Source organism: Nocardia sp. NPDC003183 (assembly GCF_053590715.1).
In genome coordinates this window covers 1,557,810-1,575,101 of the sequence record NZ_JBSFTG010000001.1, presented here as the reverse complement: position 1 = coordinate 1,575,101, position 17,292 = coordinate 1,557,810, and the positions used below count along the sequence as shown (strand labels likewise).

Annotated in this window: 14 protein-coding genes; 11 read left to right on the top strand and 3 right to left on the bottom strand. The window is 62.7% G+C overall.

Going from position 1 to position 17,292, the window contains the following annotated elements; genetic code table 11:
• Positions 1-19: 19 nt before the first annotated feature.
• From ACWDXS_RS07225 to ACWDXS_RS07210, 4 genes are all read left to right on the top strand, one after another.
• A complete protein-coding gene (locus ACWDXS_RS07225) occupies positions 20-469 on the top strand; it encodes a cobalamin-dependent protein (protein WP_449963068.1) in 450 nt (149 codons plus the stop codon).
• Entirely contained in the window at positions 466-1,839 is a 1,374-nt protein-coding gene (locus tag ACWDXS_RS07220; RefSeq protein WP_449963065.1) for a hypothetical protein, read from the top strand. Before ACWDXS_RS07225 ends, ACWDXS_RS07220 begins: the two co-directional genes overlap by 4 nt.
• A complete protein-coding gene (locus ACWDXS_RS07215; protein WP_449963062.1) occupies positions 1,839-2,303 on the top strand; it encodes an MOSC domain-containing protein in 465 nt (154 codons plus the stop codon). The genes ACWDXS_RS07220 and ACWDXS_RS07215 overlap by 1 nt, the downstream gene beginning before the upstream one ends.
• A gap of 199 nt (positions 2,304-2,502) precedes the next feature.
• Positions 2,503-3,243: a flavin reductase family protein gene (locus ACWDXS_RS07210; RefSeq protein WP_449963059.1), complete on the top strand. Its 741-nt coding sequence runs from the start codon at positions 2,503-2,505 to the stop codon at positions 3,241-3,243.
• 14 nt (positions 3,244-3,257) lie between these two features.
• Here ACWDXS_RS07210 and ACWDXS_RS07205 read toward each other — a convergent pair whose 3' ends face one another.
• The gene (locus ACWDXS_RS07205) at positions 3,258-6,980 is read right to left on the bottom strand and encodes a type I polyketide synthase (RefSeq protein ID WP_449963056.1); all 3,723 of its coding nucleotides are present in this window, start codon (positions 6,978-6,980) and stop codon (positions 3,258-3,260) included.
• A gap of 126 nt (positions 6,981-7,106) precedes the next feature.
• Between ACWDXS_RS07205 and ACWDXS_RS07200 the strand changes: the two genes are divergently transcribed.
• Positions 7,107-7,889, top strand: a complete 783-nt coding sequence (locus ACWDXS_RS07200) for a TetR/AcrR family transcriptional regulator (protein WP_449963053.1) — start codon at positions 7,107-7,109, stop codon at positions 7,887-7,889.
• Here the strand turns inward: ACWDXS_RS07200 and ACWDXS_RS07195 are convergent.
• On the bottom strand, positions 7,872-8,429 hold the full coding sequence (locus ACWDXS_RS07195) for a TetR/AcrR family transcriptional regulator (protein WP_449963050.1): 558 nt from the start codon (positions 8,427-8,429) through the stop codon (positions 7,872-7,874). The genes ACWDXS_RS07200 and ACWDXS_RS07195 overlap by 18 nt on opposite strands.
• Positions 8,430-8,450: 21 nt before the next feature.
• On the opposite strand from ACWDXS_RS07195, the gene ACWDXS_RS07190 reads away from it, so the two are divergent.
• Both ACWDXS_RS07190 and ACWDXS_RS07185 read left to right on the top strand, forming a co-directional pair.
• Positions 8,451-9,923, top strand: a complete 1,473-nt coding sequence (locus ACWDXS_RS07190) for an MFS transporter (protein ID WP_449963047.1) — start codon at positions 8,451-8,453, stop codon at positions 9,921-9,923.
• Between the two features lie 470 nt (positions 9,924-10,393).
• Complete coding sequence (locus ACWDXS_RS07185) at positions 10,394-10,921, top strand: pyridoxamine 5'-phosphate oxidase family protein (protein ID WP_449963044.1); 528 nt, start codon at positions 10,394-10,396, stop codon at positions 10,919-10,921.
• Positions 10,922-11,497: 576 nt separating this feature from the next.
• On the opposite strand, the gene ACWDXS_RS07180 is transcribed toward ACWDXS_RS07185, so the two are convergent.
• Complete coding sequence (locus tag ACWDXS_RS07180; RefSeq protein ID WP_449963041.1) at positions 11,498-12,430, bottom strand: LysR family transcriptional regulator; 933 nt, start codon at positions 12,428-12,430, stop codon at positions 11,498-11,500.
• Positions 12,431-12,624: 194 nt separating this feature from the next.
• Between ACWDXS_RS07180 and ACWDXS_RS07175 the strand changes: the two genes are divergently transcribed.
• The 4 genes from ACWDXS_RS07175 to ACWDXS_RS07160 all read left to right on the top strand — a co-directional run bounded on the left by ACWDXS_RS07175 (position 12,625) and on the right by ACWDXS_RS07160 (position 17,205).
• On the top strand, positions 12,625-13,866 hold the full coding sequence (locus ACWDXS_RS07175; RefSeq protein ID WP_449963038.1) for an SGNH/GDSL hydrolase family protein: 1,242 nt from the start codon (positions 12,625-12,627) through the stop codon (positions 13,864-13,866).
• 30 nt (positions 13,867-13,896) lie between these two features.
• The gene (locus tag ACWDXS_RS07170) at positions 13,897-14,682 is read left to right on the top strand and encodes an SDR family NAD(P)-dependent oxidoreductase (RefSeq protein ID WP_449963035.1); all 786 of its coding nucleotides are present in this window, start codon (positions 13,897-13,899) and stop codon (positions 14,680-14,682) included.
• A 674-nt stretch (positions 14,683-15,356) separates the two neighbouring features.
• Positions 15,357-15,716 (top strand): helix-turn-helix domain-containing protein, encoded by a 360-nt coding sequence (locus ACWDXS_RS07165; RefSeq protein ID WP_449963032.1) that lies wholly within the window; start codon positions 15,357-15,359, stop codon positions 15,714-15,716.
• Positions 15,717-15,864: 148 nt separating this feature from the next.
• Entirely contained in the window at positions 15,865-17,205 is a 1,341-nt protein-coding gene (locus ACWDXS_RS07160; protein WP_449963029.1) for a tyrosine-type recombinase/integrase, read from the top strand.
• Positions 17,206-17,292: the final 87 nt, after the last annotated feature.

Below are 17,292 nucleotides of genomic sequence, written 5' to 3'. Positions count from 1 at the left end.
TCACGTTAGGGAAACCGAGTTGGACATCAGAGTGGCTCAGGCCCATCGCGGAACCGTCATCTTGGGGGTCGCGGCGAGCGATGCCCATGCCGTCGCTAATCAATTGATCGCTCATGATCTGCGCGAGCGAGGTTACTTCGTAGTCAATCTCGGAACCTGCACTCCCGTTTCCGAGTTCGCCGCCGCAGCGCAAGAGCATCCCGATGCTCTTGCGATACTCATAGGAAGTCTGAATGGGCACATTCATGAGGATCTGCGGGATCTGGGTAAGGCCAAGCTGAGCGGTGCAATCGGCTGCCCGGTTGTCGTCGGAGGCAACCTCTCCGTCGGCAGCGACAAGTCCGCGGAGTCCCACGACAAACTGTTCGGACTCGGGGTCGACTTCGTGCTGGGCGATGCCACCGAGCTCCCGCCGCTCTTGACTCAGCTGGCCGAATCCGCTGGCGCACAACGCCGCAGTGCGTCATGACAGCCTCGGTCGTCGCGGACCTGCCCTCTCTTGACGACACGGCAACCTACATCCGGGAGCTATCGAAACCGTCGGCCTACGACACCCTCACCGCCGCACGGCGAGACGGACGGTTCGCTCTCCAGCCGCGATGCGGTGTGGGTGACCACGATCAGATGCGTGCCTTGCTTCACGATCTGGCGCAACAGGCAGGCCCGGATGTTCTGTCACTGACGATCGATTCCCACACAAGACTCCAACGCTTCGACAGTGCGCTGCGGTGTCTGAACACTCATCCCGAGACACTGAACGGCTACCCGCTGGTCACGCACGGCTGGCGCCGTGGTCGTGAGTTGAACGAGTCGGTGTCGGTGCCTCTCGAGGTGCGGCATGGGTCTCCAGATGCCCGGATTCTGTTCGATGTGGCTGTTGCCAGCGGGATCACGTCTTTCGAGGGCGGGGGAATTTCCTACAATTTGCCGTATTCCAAAGCAGTCCCGCTACCGTCGTCCCTTCAGGCATGGCGAGAGGTCGATCGCGGGTGCGGACGCCTGGCCGAACGTGGAATCATTGTCGACCGTGAACTGTTCGGGACTCTCACCGCTGTTCTTGTGCCACCATCGATCAGCCTGGCGATCAGCATGATCGAAGCAATCCTGGCGGCGGCAGAAGGGGTGAAGTGCATCTCGGTGGCCTATCCGCAAGGAGGCAATCTGGAACAGGATGTCGCGGCGCTGAAAGCGATTCCTCTGCTGGCAGAGCGCTACCTACCCGCGGATGTCTCAGTCTTCACCGTGCTGCACGAGTTCATGGGCGCGTTTCCGCGGAGCCGTGCAGGGGCGGAGTCCCTGATTCTTTACGGTGCGCTCGTGGCGCGGCTCGGCGGTGCGACGAAACTCATCACCAAGACCTATCAGGAAGCAGTCGGCATACCGGACACGGATGCGAATGCAGCAGGGATCCGGCTTGCACGATTGGCGGCCTCGCCTCTGTTCAGTTTTGTCACCTATGACACCGACTGCTGCGATCGCGAGCTCGAGTGGATTCTCACCGAGGTCGGGGAGCTATTGGAATCGGTGCTGGACGCCGGTGACCTCTCCAGCGCGGTGGTGGAGGCCTTCGCCGGAGGCACGCTCGACATCCCGTTCAGCGCCAGCCGATACGCTCGATCAGCAGTCATCCCCCGCCGCGACCCGACCGGAGCCATCCGATACTTCGACGCCGGCGGGTTGAATCTATCTGCGCATTCCCGGCACCGAAACCGTAGCCTGGTCGACGACTTTCACAATGGTCGCGACAGGACGACGGGGCTCTTCGCCGCACTCGAAGCCGACATCAACTACTTCATCACCCGCCTGGACAGCGATACCGGGATCGGCGGGACGCCCTAGTGATCGGCATCGTCAAGGGCATCTACACCGCCGAAATTGCTGGTGCAGAGATGATTTCCCACGAATCCGCGCTTCTGGTGCCAGACCGCGGCATCGATGGTGACCGCTACGCCACCGGCCGTGGTCACTACTCTCACCGCCCACATCCAGATCGTCAGGTCACCATCATCGAACAAGAGGTGCTCGACGCCATCGAGATCGAAACCGGGATCAGGTTGTTGCCTGAGGAGTCTCGGCGCAATGTCGTCACCGCGGGAGTAAGGCTGAACCAACTGCTCGGCACCGAGTTCTGGCTGGGTAACTGCCTGTTGTTCGCGGGCCGAGAGAATACGCCGTGCGCGTACCTGGAACAGCTCATCGGACTACCCGTGATGCCGGCCCTGATGGGGCGATCAGGTATCAACTGCCGAATACTGACAGGTGGAGTCGCCTATGTGGGAGATACCGTCGGTGCAGAAAAATAAGCGATTGCTGATCAAATCGACGGTCGTCGATGTCTGTCGGCTCACCGATGAACACACAGTGTTGACGTTTCGCCCGGTGCACCGTGCGGACTATCCAGAGTACCGTGCTGGGGCGCACACACTGGTGCGGTTGGACGACGGCTCCGTGCGCTCCTACAGTCTGTGCGGGGCGCCGTCTCAGCAGACATGGCGAATTGCTGTGCGGTCCAACTGTGTCAAGGGTTCGGTGTCGGAGCGGCTGGCACACGAGACACAGGTCGGCGACCAATTGTTTCTGTCCTACCCGCAGGAGGCCTTCTACCTCGATCCGAGCGCGGAGAAATTCCGGTTCGTGGCCGGCGGTATCGGGATCACGCCGATTGTGTCGATGCTCTACGAACTACACGCTACCGCGACAGCTGGCCGAGTTGTCCTGCACTACTTCGTGACCTCGCACGACAAGGCGGTCTTTCTCGACGAACTTGCCGACTTGGGAGTCAAGGTGAGGATTCATGCCGGAGACCGGCCAGATCGCCCGACAGCACGAGAGGTTGTCGCGCAACCGGATCCCGGCGAGCACCTCTACTTCTGCGGACCCCCTAGGATGCTTCGCGATATCGAACCGGTTCTGCCTCAATGGCAGGGTCGCGCCTATCACGAGCTCTTCGGATCAAGATCTGACCGTCTCGATGTGCGCGAAGCCGCGGGATTCGAGCTCCAATTGGCCAAAACCGGCGGATGCGTCCGGGTCGGAGAAGACGAGTCGGCGTTGCAAGCACTTCTCCGATCGGGTGTCGACGTCGACTACCAATGTGAAGGTGGCGTCTGCGGTACATGTGTCGTCGAGGTGGTGGACGGCGTGGTGGACCACCGTGACGAATGCTTGTCCGACACAGAGCGGCGGTCCGCGATGGCCCCGTGTGTCTCTCGCGGGATCGGGGTGGTGGGATTGCTGTTGTAACACCGACACCGAGGCTATCTCCTCGATGACGAGTCGCACAGGCCGCTGATCCTACTCAGACTCTCAGCGATCTCGGCGATGTCTGTCTGAGCGAGCAGAACCGACGGCGTCAAGTCCGATCGGGCGTCGATGGCACGCATACGCCTGCACAGATCGACGGCCATCAGGGAGTCAAGCCCGTGATCACGAAGCGATCGTTGTGTATCGATACGCTCGGGGGAGGTACCCAACACCTGTGCCGCATACCGCAGGAATTGCTCGGCCAAGTCGGCCTGCGCAGGTATCTCGCGGTGGGGGGCAACCAGATCATGTCCTTGGTCGGTGTTCACACACACCAAGCGACTGAACGTGGCCACGGCCCGGGAGTCGGGTCCGAAGATGTCGACATCGACGATGACCTCGTGCTGCGAGATATGTTGTGCGCGAACATGGCTCCAGAGTTCGGCAGGAAAAGGCGACTGCTGGTCGACGGTGACTAGCCCGAATCCCGACGGTTGGAAATGGACTCCTGGTGGAAGCAGTGCCAGCAGCGGCAATAGGCACGCTTCCAGGGCAACCGCCGTAGGTGCGTGTCCGACGTGGATCTGTGTGACGACCTCGTTGGTTCCGAGCCAGACCCGCTGAGGGACAGGGAAGGAGGGGTCGATATCGAACCCGTGTTGTGCCGGTACGGCGCGGAAGTCATCGCCTGGGACGAAGAAGGCACAGTTCGACAACGCCTCATCGAGCGACACTGCCACGGTGGGCACGTGTCGGCCGATACGCACGGTTGCCGTCACACAGGGCTGTGTGGCGCCGAGGTCGGAAGTGGAAACGTGGACAGCCGCTGTCCACGTTTCATACCGTGACGGTTCGAGCGTTACCTGGACATGGGACAGCGAACCGTCTTCGGCGTCGATGGTGCGGTGCAATGCGACATTTTCGAGAACGACGTCGTCTGTGGGATCCACTGCTTGCATCGCATCGATGATGGCCTGCAGGAATGTGACGGGAGGGACGGGCCGGTATCGGCCTACTCGAATCCCGGCTGCCCGGCGATCGAGTCGTGCTTCGATGACATGTCGGTGGTCGGCAGGCGTGGGCGTGTACCAGCGGTCGCGGAATTGCTCGAGGTCCCAGCAGTAGGTGGGAAGTCGGATGATCGAGAGCTGCCGTGGGTAGCACATGCTCCAGTCGACCTCGATGCCGCAGCTGTAGAGGGTTCCGAGTGTGGCCAGCGTGCTGGTCACTGCACCGGCGTGACGGTGCAGTGTTGCTACGGCAGCGGGTTCGACGCCGGCTTCGATTTGCAGTTCGGTCGCTGAGGCCAGCAACAGCGGGTGCGGGCTGATCTCGAGGAAGACGTCGTTCTCACCCTCGTGGAGGACGGACCGGACCGCCGATGTGAACCGGACTGTATTGCGGACATTGGACATCCAGTATTCGGCGTCGAGCTCGCCTGCGACGATTCTTCGCGCTGTGACTGATGAGACCATCGGTACACGTGGAGCCTGGGGCCGGAGCTCGGTCAATGCCTGGGTCAGCTCATCGCGAAGTACTTCTGTGCCAGGAGTATGTGATGCGACGTCCGAAGCGACGGCGCGGGCGAGGATGCCGGCGCCATCGAGGCGGTCGGCAATGGTGCCAAGCGTGGCCTTGTCGCCGGAGAGAACGCTGACCGATGGTGAGTTTTCCGCGGCTACGCATACGTCTGCGCCGTGCTCTGCGACAAGTCTCTCGGCGTCAGCGAGCCCGAGTCCGACGACGAGCATGCCGCCGGTACCGGTCAGCCGACTCAGTGCTTTGCTTCGTCGGCAGATGACGGTCGCGGATTCTCGCAGGGTCAGCGCACCACTGGCGAACGCGGCGGCGGCCTCGCCCATGCTGTGTCCGATGCATAGTTCGGCTTCGATGCCCAGTGATTTCCAGTAGGCGACCAGCGCAACCTGCACAGACCAGATGATCGGTTGGATCGAGGCAACATCGCCGGGCAGTTCCCCGGTCTCGAGGGGGCGCAGCACCGACCATCCGAGCTCCTCACGAACAGCGTGGTCGCACTCGCGCATGGATGCGGCGAACGAGGGCGCCGAGTGCAGTAGGTCTCGGGCCATGCCTGCCCACTGCGCTCCCTGCCCGGGGAACACGAACGTCAGGCGGCGTCGTCTGCGGGCGGCTTCACCTGTTCCCCCCGCCTGTGTGAAGGTTCCGCGGGCCAGGGATCGGAGGGTGTCGGCCATGTCCTGGTGGGTTGATCCGGTGGCCCAGTACCGGAAACGATGGTGGTCGCGGTGCAGCGCTGCGGCTGCACAGATGTCATGCAGGGCGGTGTCAGCTCCCACGCCGAGCAGGAAGTCGGCCATCCGCTCGGCCAGCTGGCGCAGCGATCGTGGTGAGCGTGCCGACAGCACGAGCAGCACGGGATCTTGTGTGCGCGCAGTTGATTCGGTGGGGGAGGGGATGGGCGGTTGGGTTATCACTGTGTGCACATTCGTCCCGGAGATACCGAACGAACTGATACCGACGAGTCCACGATCTTTCGTGCTGGTGAGAGGCCTCATCTGGCGCACGACCTCGATCGGAGCGGTGTCGAGGAGGGGATGTGGCGTCCGCACGTGCAAGGACGGTGGGATTTGGCCGTGTTCGGCGATCAGGATTCCCTTGATGAAGCCCGCGATGCCGGCGGCCGCCTCGGCATGGCCGATGTTCGATTTCACCGAGCCGATCAGGAGGGGGCTGTCGTCGGGACGCTGCGCTGTCATGGTTTCGATCAGTGCGCCGAGTTCGACGCTGTCGCCGACCGTGGTCCCGGTGCCATGGGCTTCCACGTAGTCGATGTCGGCGGGCGCTACGCCTGCGGACTCACATGCTTGGCGCAGCATCGCTTCCTGCCCGCTGACTGCGGGCTGCAGAAGTAGACCGCTGCCTTGCCCGTCGTTGTTGAGTGCGCTGCCCAGGAATACGGCTTTGATGGGGTTGTGATCGTGGGTGGCTTCGGGAAGCCGTTTGAGGATCACCACCCCGACTCCCTCGCTGCGTACGAACCCATCGGCGTCTTGGTCGGCGAACCTGCAGCGTCCCCGGGGGGACAACATGTTTCCTTGCGAGTACGTGATGGAATCGACGGGGCTCAAGATGAGGTTCACGCCAGCGACGACGGCCAGGTCGATTTCGCCCGACACCAGACTCTGGCGGGCCAGATGCACCGCGGCCAGCGAGGAAGAACACGCCGTGTCGATCGTCAAGCTCGGTCCGCGCAGATCCAACGCGAACGACAGACGTCCAGCGGTGACTGCACGTAAACGGCTACCTGCCGACTGGCGCACATCCATTGGGCCGCTGTGTTGTTCGCTGTAGTCGGCGGTGGCCTGTCCGACGAACACGCCGCACCGGGATCCCGCCAGAGTAGAAGGCCGGATCCCGGCATTCTCGAAGGCTTCCCAGGCCACCTGCAGTAGCAGCCGCTGCTGGGGGTCCATGGCCTGGGCCTCGATTGGCGCCACGCCGAAGAAGGCCGCGTCGAAACCGAACGGATCGGTGATGAAGCCACCGGATCGCGACACTGTCCTTCCTGGAACGGTGGGCCTGGGATCGTAGACGGACTCGACATCGAATCGAGTGGTCGGTACCTCGCCCACCGCGTCACTGCCCGAACACAGCAGCTGCCAGAACTCCTCGATACTGTCGGCTCCCGGAAACCTGCAGCTCAAGCCAATGACTGCCAAGTGCGCTGCTGACAATCCCTTCAGGTCACTGTCCATGGCCTGTACCCCTCCCGAACCCGTGCGGGCGGCACGCGCATGCTGCGAGCCCTCCCGAAAACACTGTACTCAAGTCTAAATATACCTGCGACGAACAATGGTGTTCAGATTGTGCGGGCTGGTAAAATGCCATTTCTCGGTTCTGGTGCGGACTGGCGGTGCAAGTTTCATGTACTGCAGTCTGCTGATTGCGTTGACCATCCCACTGACCCGACGTTAGGAGCTTTGTTGGCCATCGACGCAGTACGACCCCCGCTGTCGGGGCGTCGCGAACGCAACAAGCAGGAGCTGCGGGAGCGGATCTATGCCGCGGGGATCGCGTTGTTCAGTGAGAAGGGCTACGACGGGGCCACCGTGGACGACATCACCGAACGTGCTGGGGTGGCCCGCGGGACATTCTTCAACCACTATCAGCGCAAAGATGACCTCATCACCGAGTGGTCCGAAAGGCGGCGTCAGAAGCTGGTCGAGCGGTTGAAGGTTCCGCTGAGTCTGGCGACGGTCGATGCCCCGTCCTTGCTGTACTTGTGTATCGGAATCCTCGCCCAGGTCAACGAGGAAGAGCGCGCCCTGTCGGAAACCATGCTGACGGCATGGGTCAAGGCGGGCAAGCCGTTGACCGAGGCGCCGCACACGGCGACCGTGTTCGCCGATCTGGTCCGCGCGGGGCAGCGAGACAACGAGTTCGACCGGCATGTCGACGCGGATCGGATAGGAAATGTGTTGCGTGATGCCTATCTCGGGGCACTGTACCGATGGTCCGGACAGGCGACACAACCCGGAGATCTCGGCCGAGACCTGCGAGATGTACTGCAAATTCTGCTACACGGCATCATGGCACGGACAGGGTCGTCTGAGTCGAACGCTTCGCTGCGAGGCGACGAGCAGACATCATCGGCCGGGAATTAACTGCAAGATCCCGGCCGCAGCCCGGCGGAAGGGCTCCTCGGACTGAGCGCCACGCGCCAGGACGTAGGCGCCTTGCCTGAGCGCCAAAATAGTTGTGGCCAGAGCATCGATGTCCAAGTCGGCCGCGAGTTCACCCTGCGCTTTACCGTCGGCCAGAACCTCTCGGATCTGGCCCTGAATCCAGGTGAACATGGTCGAGATCGGCTCCAGTAGTGCGGGATCTGCGACGACTGCTGAATCTTGAACCAGACGCCCGAGGCGGCAACCTCGCAGAACGTTCTCGTCGACGGTCAGGAACGCGGCGATCCGGGCCCGTACCGTCGAACCACTCTGCAGGCGCTGCTGGATCTGGGCCTTGAGCTCGTCCGCCATCCGGTGTTCCGCGGCGATGGCTAGATCTGTCTTGCCGCGGAAATGGTGGTACATGCTGCCTTGGCCTGCACCGGCGAGCTCCTGGACCGCCCGCGGGCTGGTCCCGGTGAAACCGTTCTCCCACAACAGTGTCTGCATGCTCGCCACGAGGCGGTCGGCGGTGCTCATCTAGCCATTGTACCTATCAGTATGTACAGTCGACAGCGCTGTACTCGTAGGTACAGCTTTCTGTCGAAAGGGGCGACAATGGAGGCGTTGACATCCTCGGGGCACGGGAAGGCCACAGTGGCCCGCTCACAGGGGAATACGACATCGGAGGGTTCTAGTCCACGAGCCGCACTGGCGGCGATCTGCCTGGGCTTTTTCATGATCTTGCTCGATGGCAGCGCGCTCAATATCGCGCTCCCGTCGATTCAGCTCGATACCGGCGGGACCATGGCCGCATTGCAGTGGCTGATCAACATCTACACGATCCCGCTGGCCGCACTGCTTCTCAGCGCCGGCCTGCTCGCCGACCGCATCGGTGCCCGGCGGCTGTTTCTGTGCGCACTCGGCGGCTTCACCGCGGCATCGCTGGCCTGTGCGGTCAGTCCTGGGCTTGTGGCGCTGATGACCTCGCGTTGCCTTCAGGGGTTCTTCGCCGCGGGTGTGCTGCCGACCACGTTGGCGATCATCGCGCGCACCTATCCAGATCCTGCGCAACGGGCCAAGGCGATTACCGTATGGGGGGCCACTGGTGGGATAGCGCTGATTGCTGGCCCGATCGGTGGCGGAGTACTGACCGAGACACTGGGCTGGCGGTCGATCTTCTTCATCAATGTCCCGATCGGAGTCCTAGCCCTGTGGCTGGCATGGCGTCACATCGGTGAAACGGCGCGGCGGGACGGCGAATCCTTCGACTGGCTCGGGCAGATTTTTGCGATTCTCGGACTCGGGTTCCTCGTTGCTGCCCTGATCGAGGGCGGGGAGCGGGGCTGGACCGACCCACTGACAATCGTTGCACTGGTGGCGGGCCCCGCGCTGTTGATCGCGTTCATCGCTACGGAATTGCACGTCCGTGCCCCCGTCCTTCCACTGGGCATGTTCGGGAACTCGGCCTTCTCCGCATCCATCGCCAACGGATTCGCCTTCCAGTTCGGGGCCTACGGACTGCAGTTCATGATCGCGATCTTCCTGCAGAGCCGATGGGGATACGACGCCCTCGGCGCCGGCCTGTTCTTCGTTCCCTTCGCCACGCTGTGGACATTTGCAACCCTCGTCCTGAACAGGCGATGGTCCCACAAAGGAGCACGCTGGCTGCTGATCGCAGGCGCTGTCGTCGCAGCGCTGGGTTCACTGATCTGCCTGGGCGTGACTGATCGAAGTAGTTGGCCGGTCCTGCTGCTCGGAACCGCTGTCGCAGGATTCGGATGCGGGCTCTTCGGACCGAGCTGCAATGGAGCGGCAATTTCCTCGGCAGACCCCGACTACGCGGGGCTCGCCTCCGGGGTGTTGAACACTGCCCGCCAGATCGGCATGGCGGTCGGAATCGCCGTCTTGGGACTGTGCCTGGTCCAAACAGACCCAATACTCGGCGCACGGATCGGCATCGCCATAACAGCTGTCGGGTTTGTGTCCATCGCTATCTCCGCTTACCGCTATCTCCCCGGGCACCAGAACTGACGGCAGAGACCGGGCACCGCACCGCCAGCAGCGAGGCCAGCGGTCTCGCTCCACGTTCCCCCACCTAGCCAGCGTAAGTCGGGCACTCGGAGGGGCGCCCCACAGATGGCAACGGGTTTCCACAGTCGGCCCCGGCATGCCACCCGCTCGCGGCTGCACCGTCGCGAGCGGGCTGATGACACAGGGGTCGTCAGGCCGACTGCGGTATTAGTCGTGTTGGAGGTCATTGAGCACGCCGCTTGATCCGATAGTTGTCAGTGACCCGCAGTCCGCTGGCCTTCCGGGATGCGACCTGGTTGCTTGCGTGGCCGGGCGGAGGGAACCGATCGCGCGGCAGCCCGTTCTCGGGATCTGCCAACAGCGGTTCTGTGGCAGCAGTAGATCGGGGCTGTTAGCGTCCAAAGCATGATGCGGTGGGGGAAAGTCTGTCGTCGTGCCGAGTGTGAGATCAGTTCCGGGGTGGCTGTACTGTGACTGATCTCTACGAGCAGTGGCGCGAGGTCCGTGAGATCTTGGACCGGGGACGCAGAGCTACTGGGCATTTCGCGATCGCGTCGGTAGACAGCGATGGCGTTCCGAACATCACGCCGGTCGGCACGGTCTTCTTCCGCGAAGATCGTACCGCGTTCTACTTCGACCAGTACACATCTGCGCTTGCGCGCAATCTCGATACGAACCCCCGCGTCTGCCTGATGGCAGTCGATCGTGGCACGTTGTTCTGGTTCCGATCTTTGCTGGTCGGCCGATTCGCTGTGGCCCCCGGCGTGCGGCTCTACGGAACAGCAGGAACTCTCCGTCCGGCAACAGACTCGGAACTCGCACAAGTACGGCGGCGGGTACGTCCGATGCGATTCCTCAAGGGTGGTCGGCTGCTGTGGTCGGACTTCCGCCACGTTCGTGACATCACCTTCACCAGCTCGCGACTTGTGCGCTATCCCATGATGATGGCGCATCTTTCCCAAACTGATTCGGTGCCCTTCCACGATCCTGAGGTTTGACGCTGCCGTCCGGGAACAGCCCCACAAGTTGTACGCACTCTTCTGCCGCTGGGCGTGTGGTCACGAACGTTCGCATCTGCCGATTTGCGCTCGATCACGAGGCCAGGAGTGGCTACCACAGACCGGTCGTTCGCGCCATTGGCCCGTGCCGCGCTGACGCACCTGCGGTGGTGGGTCGGGCTGAACCCGACCGGACCCGCCGCGCCTCGGTGCTCGGCCTGCATATGACTGCACTCGGGCTTGCTTAGCCACACGAACAACCCTGCACCAGCGCCCGCGATCGACCTGCGAAAGGCGCCGATGGCTTGATGCCCATGACCATTTTGGCAGTGAAACTGATCCACGCCGGTGGCGGTCACGGCAAAACACGTCTGGCCGACCAATCGAGCCCCTTCGGGCGCGCGGCAGTAACAGCCACGCAGGAAGTTCACCACGACGTCGCGTTCAGGCATTGCTGTTCTGCCCCTAGTCGGTCATTGTCGCTCCATGGAGCTCACACGACGAAACATCCTGCACAACAACAGGACTTGCCGCTACGTACCTGATCCTGCGGGAGCTCTGAGGGTAGGTCTTCGGTCACCAGTCGATAACCTGCGGGCCGTTGAGTTGCGTGCACACATCGTCGGTTTGCGCGGTCTCGTACAACAAGGCCACGAATGCACGCATCCGGGCGCTCGTGCCCGCCTTCGGCCAGATAGCCGCGAACCTGATCGGATGCTCCTCCTCGACAGGGATCCAGGTGACACCGGGGCTGCCGGCATGGGTGGCCGCACCGACGCTGGCCAGGGAGACACCGGCGCCAGCGGCGACGAGGAAGGGTATCTCCTGCCATGAGATAGCGGCATGGCCGTGGGGAATCCGACGGCCGGTCGGGGTAAAGCGCGGAAAGTGGTAGTCGAGCCAATGTTGTGGGGCCACGCCGCCGATAGTCAGCAAGGTGGTGTCCGCGAGATCTTCCAGGGACACCGAGGTGCGGCGGGCGAGTGGATGGCCACTCGGTACCAGCAGAGCTCGGTTGGAGAAGAAAAGCTCCGGGCCCACAGTGAGATCGGGCTCGTCCACGGGTAGCTCGGTGACCTGGAAATGCACCTGCTGGTTGCGCAGCGGGCTGTACGGGTCGGAGAGTTGGATCTCCTGAATCCTGAATTCGCAGTCCGGATGCATGACCCGAAACCGTTCGCCGGCGGCGAGCAAGAGGGTGGCGGCCTGAGGGTTGGAATACCCGACGCGGAGCTCGCCAGTCATCCCGCGACCGGCGGAAACCGCTCGGGCGACAGCGTTCTCGATCATCTGGAGCGGTTGCCGCAGGTCTTCACACAGTTGCTCGCCGATGAAGGTCAAGACCACACGGCGGCTGGTCCGCTCGACCAGCGTTGCGCCGACACGGCGTTCCAGTTTCTGGATGATCTGGGTGACCCGGCTCGGTGATATACCCAACCGGGCCGCGGTCCGGCCGAAGTGTAGTTCCTCGGCCAGGGTCAGCAGCGCCAGCAACTCCTGTCGCTCCACGTATCCTCCAGCGTTCAGTCTGACTGAATGATACTGCAGCAGATGGCCGTTGATCCGACTCGGGGCCGCCGCCAGGATTGATTCTGTTCCCATCGAACCGACCGAGAACGGTGCCGATACGGCCGCCGATCGATTCGAACTCATCCCCGACCGAAATGAATCGCACTATGCGCTCACGCACCATCCGTCTCAGTATGGCGACCGCAGTTGCTCTCGCTGTCACTGTCGCCGCGACTTCCTGTCAGATGATCGATCAGGACTCCGCAGCCTCCCTGTGGGGTAGCGCCTGGACCGCCGCCCCACAACGCCCGAGTATGAGCTTCCAGAAGAACTGGAGCCACGAGGGTTTCCGCGACCACACCCTGCGGCAGGTTATCCGAGTTAGCAGCCCCGGCGACGAGGTCCGCATCCGGCTGTCCAACCGGTACGGCACGTCGCCTCTGCGCGTGACCGGTGCGACAATCGCCCACACGGGCGCTGGGGCCGACCAGATCCCGGGAACCGTACGCCCGCTTGCCTTCGGCGGTGGCCAGTCCGCTGTCATCCCCATCGGTGGCGAGCTCGCCAGTGACCCGGTAGAGCTGAAGGCCGACCGGCTCCAGTCGCTGACCGTCACCCTATACTTGCAGGAGCGCACCGGCTCGGCCACCTTTCATGACCAGGCGTACGCCACCAGCTATCGAGCCGGCGGCGACCACCGATCCGAGGACAGCGGACAAGCATTCACCGAGACCACCTCCTCGCTGTACTACCTCACCGACGTCGAGGTCCGCGGGGACGACACCACACGGGACAGCGAAGACACCATCGTCGCCTTCGGCGACTCGATCACCGATGGGTTCGGCTCGACTACCGACGCCGACAATCGCTGGCCGGATGAGCTGGCCGAGCAACTGGTGGCCGCAGGCAAGCCGCGTCCGGTGCTCAACTCCGGCATCGGCGGAAACCTCGTTCTGAACGACTCCCCGTGGTTCGGCGACAGTGCCTGGTCCCGCTTCGACCGCGATGTCCTGAACAAGCCGGGTGTCGGCACCGTTGTGCTCTTCGCGGGACTCAATGACATCGGGTTCAGCGAGATCGATCTGACCATCTACAAGCCGAATCCGAAAGTTTCGGTATCGGACCTCATCGACGCTCAGCGCAGCCTCATCAAGCAGGCGCACGACCACGGGATCAAGGTCATCGGCGGCACTCTGCTGCCGATGAAGGGCGCCGAGTACTACACCCCTGAATCCGCGGCCAAGATCCGCGAACTCAACGAATGGATCCGCACCTCGGGCGAGTTCGACGCTGTCGTCGACTTCAACCGCGTCCTCGCCAACCCCGGCGATCCCGAAGGTCTCAACCCCGCATTCGACAGCGGAGACCACAAGCACCCCAACGATGCCGGCTATCGAGAAATGGCCGCCGCGGTAGCACGTACGCCCCTGATCTGACCGGAATCTCGACGTGGGAAAGGAACAACCATGGAACTACGTCTCCACGGAAAGGTCTTCGTTGTGACCGGTGCCTCGGCGGGTATCGGCGCCGCCACCACGCGCGTACTCGCCGCCGAAGGGGCATTTGTCGTCGGGGTGGCACGGACAGCCGCCGCGATCACCGACCGCAGTGCGGGTATCGAGGGAATCGCGGTAGACGTGACCGACCCCGACGCACCCGCACACATCGTCGACGCCGCCCTGAAACGCCACGGGCGACTCGACGGGCTGGTGAACAATGTCGGCGGATTGTGCTCGCGTGCAGGCTTTCTCGACGTGAGCGGCGAGCAATGGCGGCAGAGCTTCGAGCTCAACTTCCACTCGGCGGTGAGCATGACCAGAGCAGCGCTCCCGGTGCTGCTCGAGCACAGGCCCGCGAGCATTGTGCATATCGCCAGCGAGGCCGCGCGGCTACCAGACACGCCGATCATCGATTATGCCGCAGCCAAGACCGCATTGTTGGCAGTCTCCAAGGCGCTGGCTGCGGAGTTCGGGCCGCGCGGAGTACGCTCCAACATCGTCTCGCCCGGACCGACCCGCACGGCATTGTTCGACGCCCCAGGAGGTTTCGCCGAGCAACTCGCCGAACGCTTCGGGCTGCCGGCCGAAGAAGCCGTCGACCATTTCGTTCGCAATGTGCGTCGACTACCGAGTGGCCGCATCGGCACGGCTGACGACGTCGCTCGCGTTGTCGCGTACCTACTGTCGCCACTGGCCGGGCAGGTCACCGGCGCCGAATGGGCCGTCGATGGCGGAGCCCTCCGCCAGCTCTGACACCGCTGGACTGGTCACCACACTCCGCGAATCACCTACAGCGGATAGCTTCGACAACAAGCCACGCGCTCAAATGCACAGGGCGTCGTTCCTATTGTCGATCTAACCCCGCCGTGCGCACCATCGAAGCAGCGAAACGGACTGGCGCGTTGCACGACGGGCCAGTTCTTTCCGCCCAGTTGGGCGGTGCGCGCGCGTTACCGGGCTATTAGCGCGCCGCGGCGTGGGTGGCAAGGACAGTCTGCCGATCTCCGTTACACGGCTGGACCCATTCGCCGGGCACTTCGATCCATGCCCAATAGCCGCGGCGACGGCAGGCACGATAATTTGATGTCGGCATCAGCCATCGCAAGTCCGTTCGAGCAGGTCCCGCCAGGACACGTCGGTCTTCACCGACCCGACCCGGCCGGCCATAGTCAACCGTGCCCGCATCGGACCTGTGGCCCTACTCCTGTCGTGCGCCCACCCTGTGTGTTGGCACGTGTCCTGGCCCGCAAGCGATCCAATCAGACGACGGCAGAAGCGACGTGCGCTTGACAGGTACAGGATGGGCCAATCAGCGCCTAGGAATCAGCGACGGTTCGTCACATTGTGTGAATTGACTGGCGCCCAGACGAAAATTCAGGTTTCATGGACTGTGGAAGAGCCGTTGACAGGGATCACAGGAGTCTGTCATGTCATCTTCCAGTCAACCCTCTTCGCCGAATCCGGCTAACCGCCCGGTCGAGCGTGATGATGGTGCCGACCCCGACGCAGTCCGCGTCGTCGGCCCTCGAGACCTACCTGTTCTCAATGCTGCTGCAGCAGATGCACTTTTGCGGCTGCTGCAGCGAATCCCGCGTTCAGAACCAGCCCGCAGTCAGTTGGCAACTCCGGCAGAAGCCGCGAAGTACCTGCGAACTTCAGTCGGAAAGCTCGCCAATGACCGGCACCACGGCGTCGGGCCCTCCTATGTGAAGTACGGCCGCAGGGTCCTGTACACGTGGGACGCTCTACGCGCCTTCATAGAAGAGCACACGGTCGGCGATGACTAGTACCACTCGCAGACTCCGTAGCCAACTTGCAGCTATCTTTATGGGCTTTCATGTTCGTCCTGGTCTTCCTACGCTCTCGCTGGACGTCATAGCTGATGGCGAGCCCGATCGCGCCGAAGCGACCACGTGGCCGGGAGGTCGGTGAAGTATGCCGCAGATTGAGTTGGCACCTGGAGTCCCAGGGAAGTTCAGCGAGCCGAAGTGGAACCCCGCGCGCCGACATTTTCAGATTCACTGTCTGGTGGGCGAGCCGTATGGGAAACCGTCGAAGCTGCACGCCTCGGGGAATAACAAACCGAAAGCCCGCGCGAATCTGAAGAGACGCGTCGCCGGATGGAAGCCAAGAGTTGAATCGCTCGGTGCGTACAGCTCGAATGTGACTGTCGAGGAACTGTGCCAAGCCTGGCTTCACCGCTATGAGCGCGACGCGACGAAACGCCCCCAGAACGCCAAACACTATCGTCGGGAGATCAACCCTGCGACCAAGGGCCGTGGCGACAAAGACAAGATCACGATCTCGGGTTCGGTGCTGGGCAAGATGAAGGCATTGAACGTCAGGCCGTTCCACGTCCGCATTCACCTAGAGCAGATGAACGGAACCGCGTACAAGAAGAACAGGCAGAAGTCGATCCTGCGCAACGCGTTCCAGTTGTTGATCGACGACGGACTCCGAGATGACAATCCGGTGAACAGCGTAGCGGGTAACGGTGGCGCGCGCACGAAGGCAACCGACCGCGCACGCGGTCGGAACCCCGTCAACCCGTACTTTCCTGCCGAGCCGCAGCCGTTCAGCAGGAACGAGATGAACCAGTATTGGGAGGCAGAGCGTGACTACTTCCATCGTCCCAACGCTAGCCGTTGGTTCGAGCAGCGATACGTGGACTTCACGCTCCTCGCGTACGAACTAGCTGCGCGTCCCAGCGAAGCGCTTGCTGTGCGGCTGGACGAGGACGTCGACTACGACCGGTGCGAGGTCACGGTTGCAGGAACCATTATCGATTCTGAGCTTCGCGTACATCAGGTGAGGAGCATTGTCGAGCAGTACAACCTCCAGGACGGTGAGATCGTCTACCCGCGGGGCTGGCCAGATTTTGACGACGAGGACGTGGTGTGCGTCGCGTATCGGCAGCCGTTCACCAAGACTGCGCAGTCGATGCGAACGATTAAAGCTGGCCCCGCATGCATGGCGATGTTGCGGCGCCGGAGGATTGGCGCGACTCCTGGACATCGACTGGTTATCCCGTCGCGCACGGGAAAGGTAGTGCGGTCGGAGCAGATGTCGTTGACCTGGAGCAAAGTCGTGACGGGAACCGGCCTGCAATGGTCCACCCCCAGGACACTGCGCTCCACACGCGCGACCCGGGTAGCGGAAAAGTACGACCTGCCGGCCGCTCGGCTGATCCTCGGGCACGAGGTGGATTCTCCTGTAACAGCACGGCACTACGTTCCTGACCCGCGCCGGGTTGTCGATCTGGCTGATGCGCGATGACGGCCGGTTATGCCTGCTGACCCGCTCAAGACGTCCACAAAACGGGCACGGGACAGCATCCGACAGCAGTAATAGCAGGTCAGACCG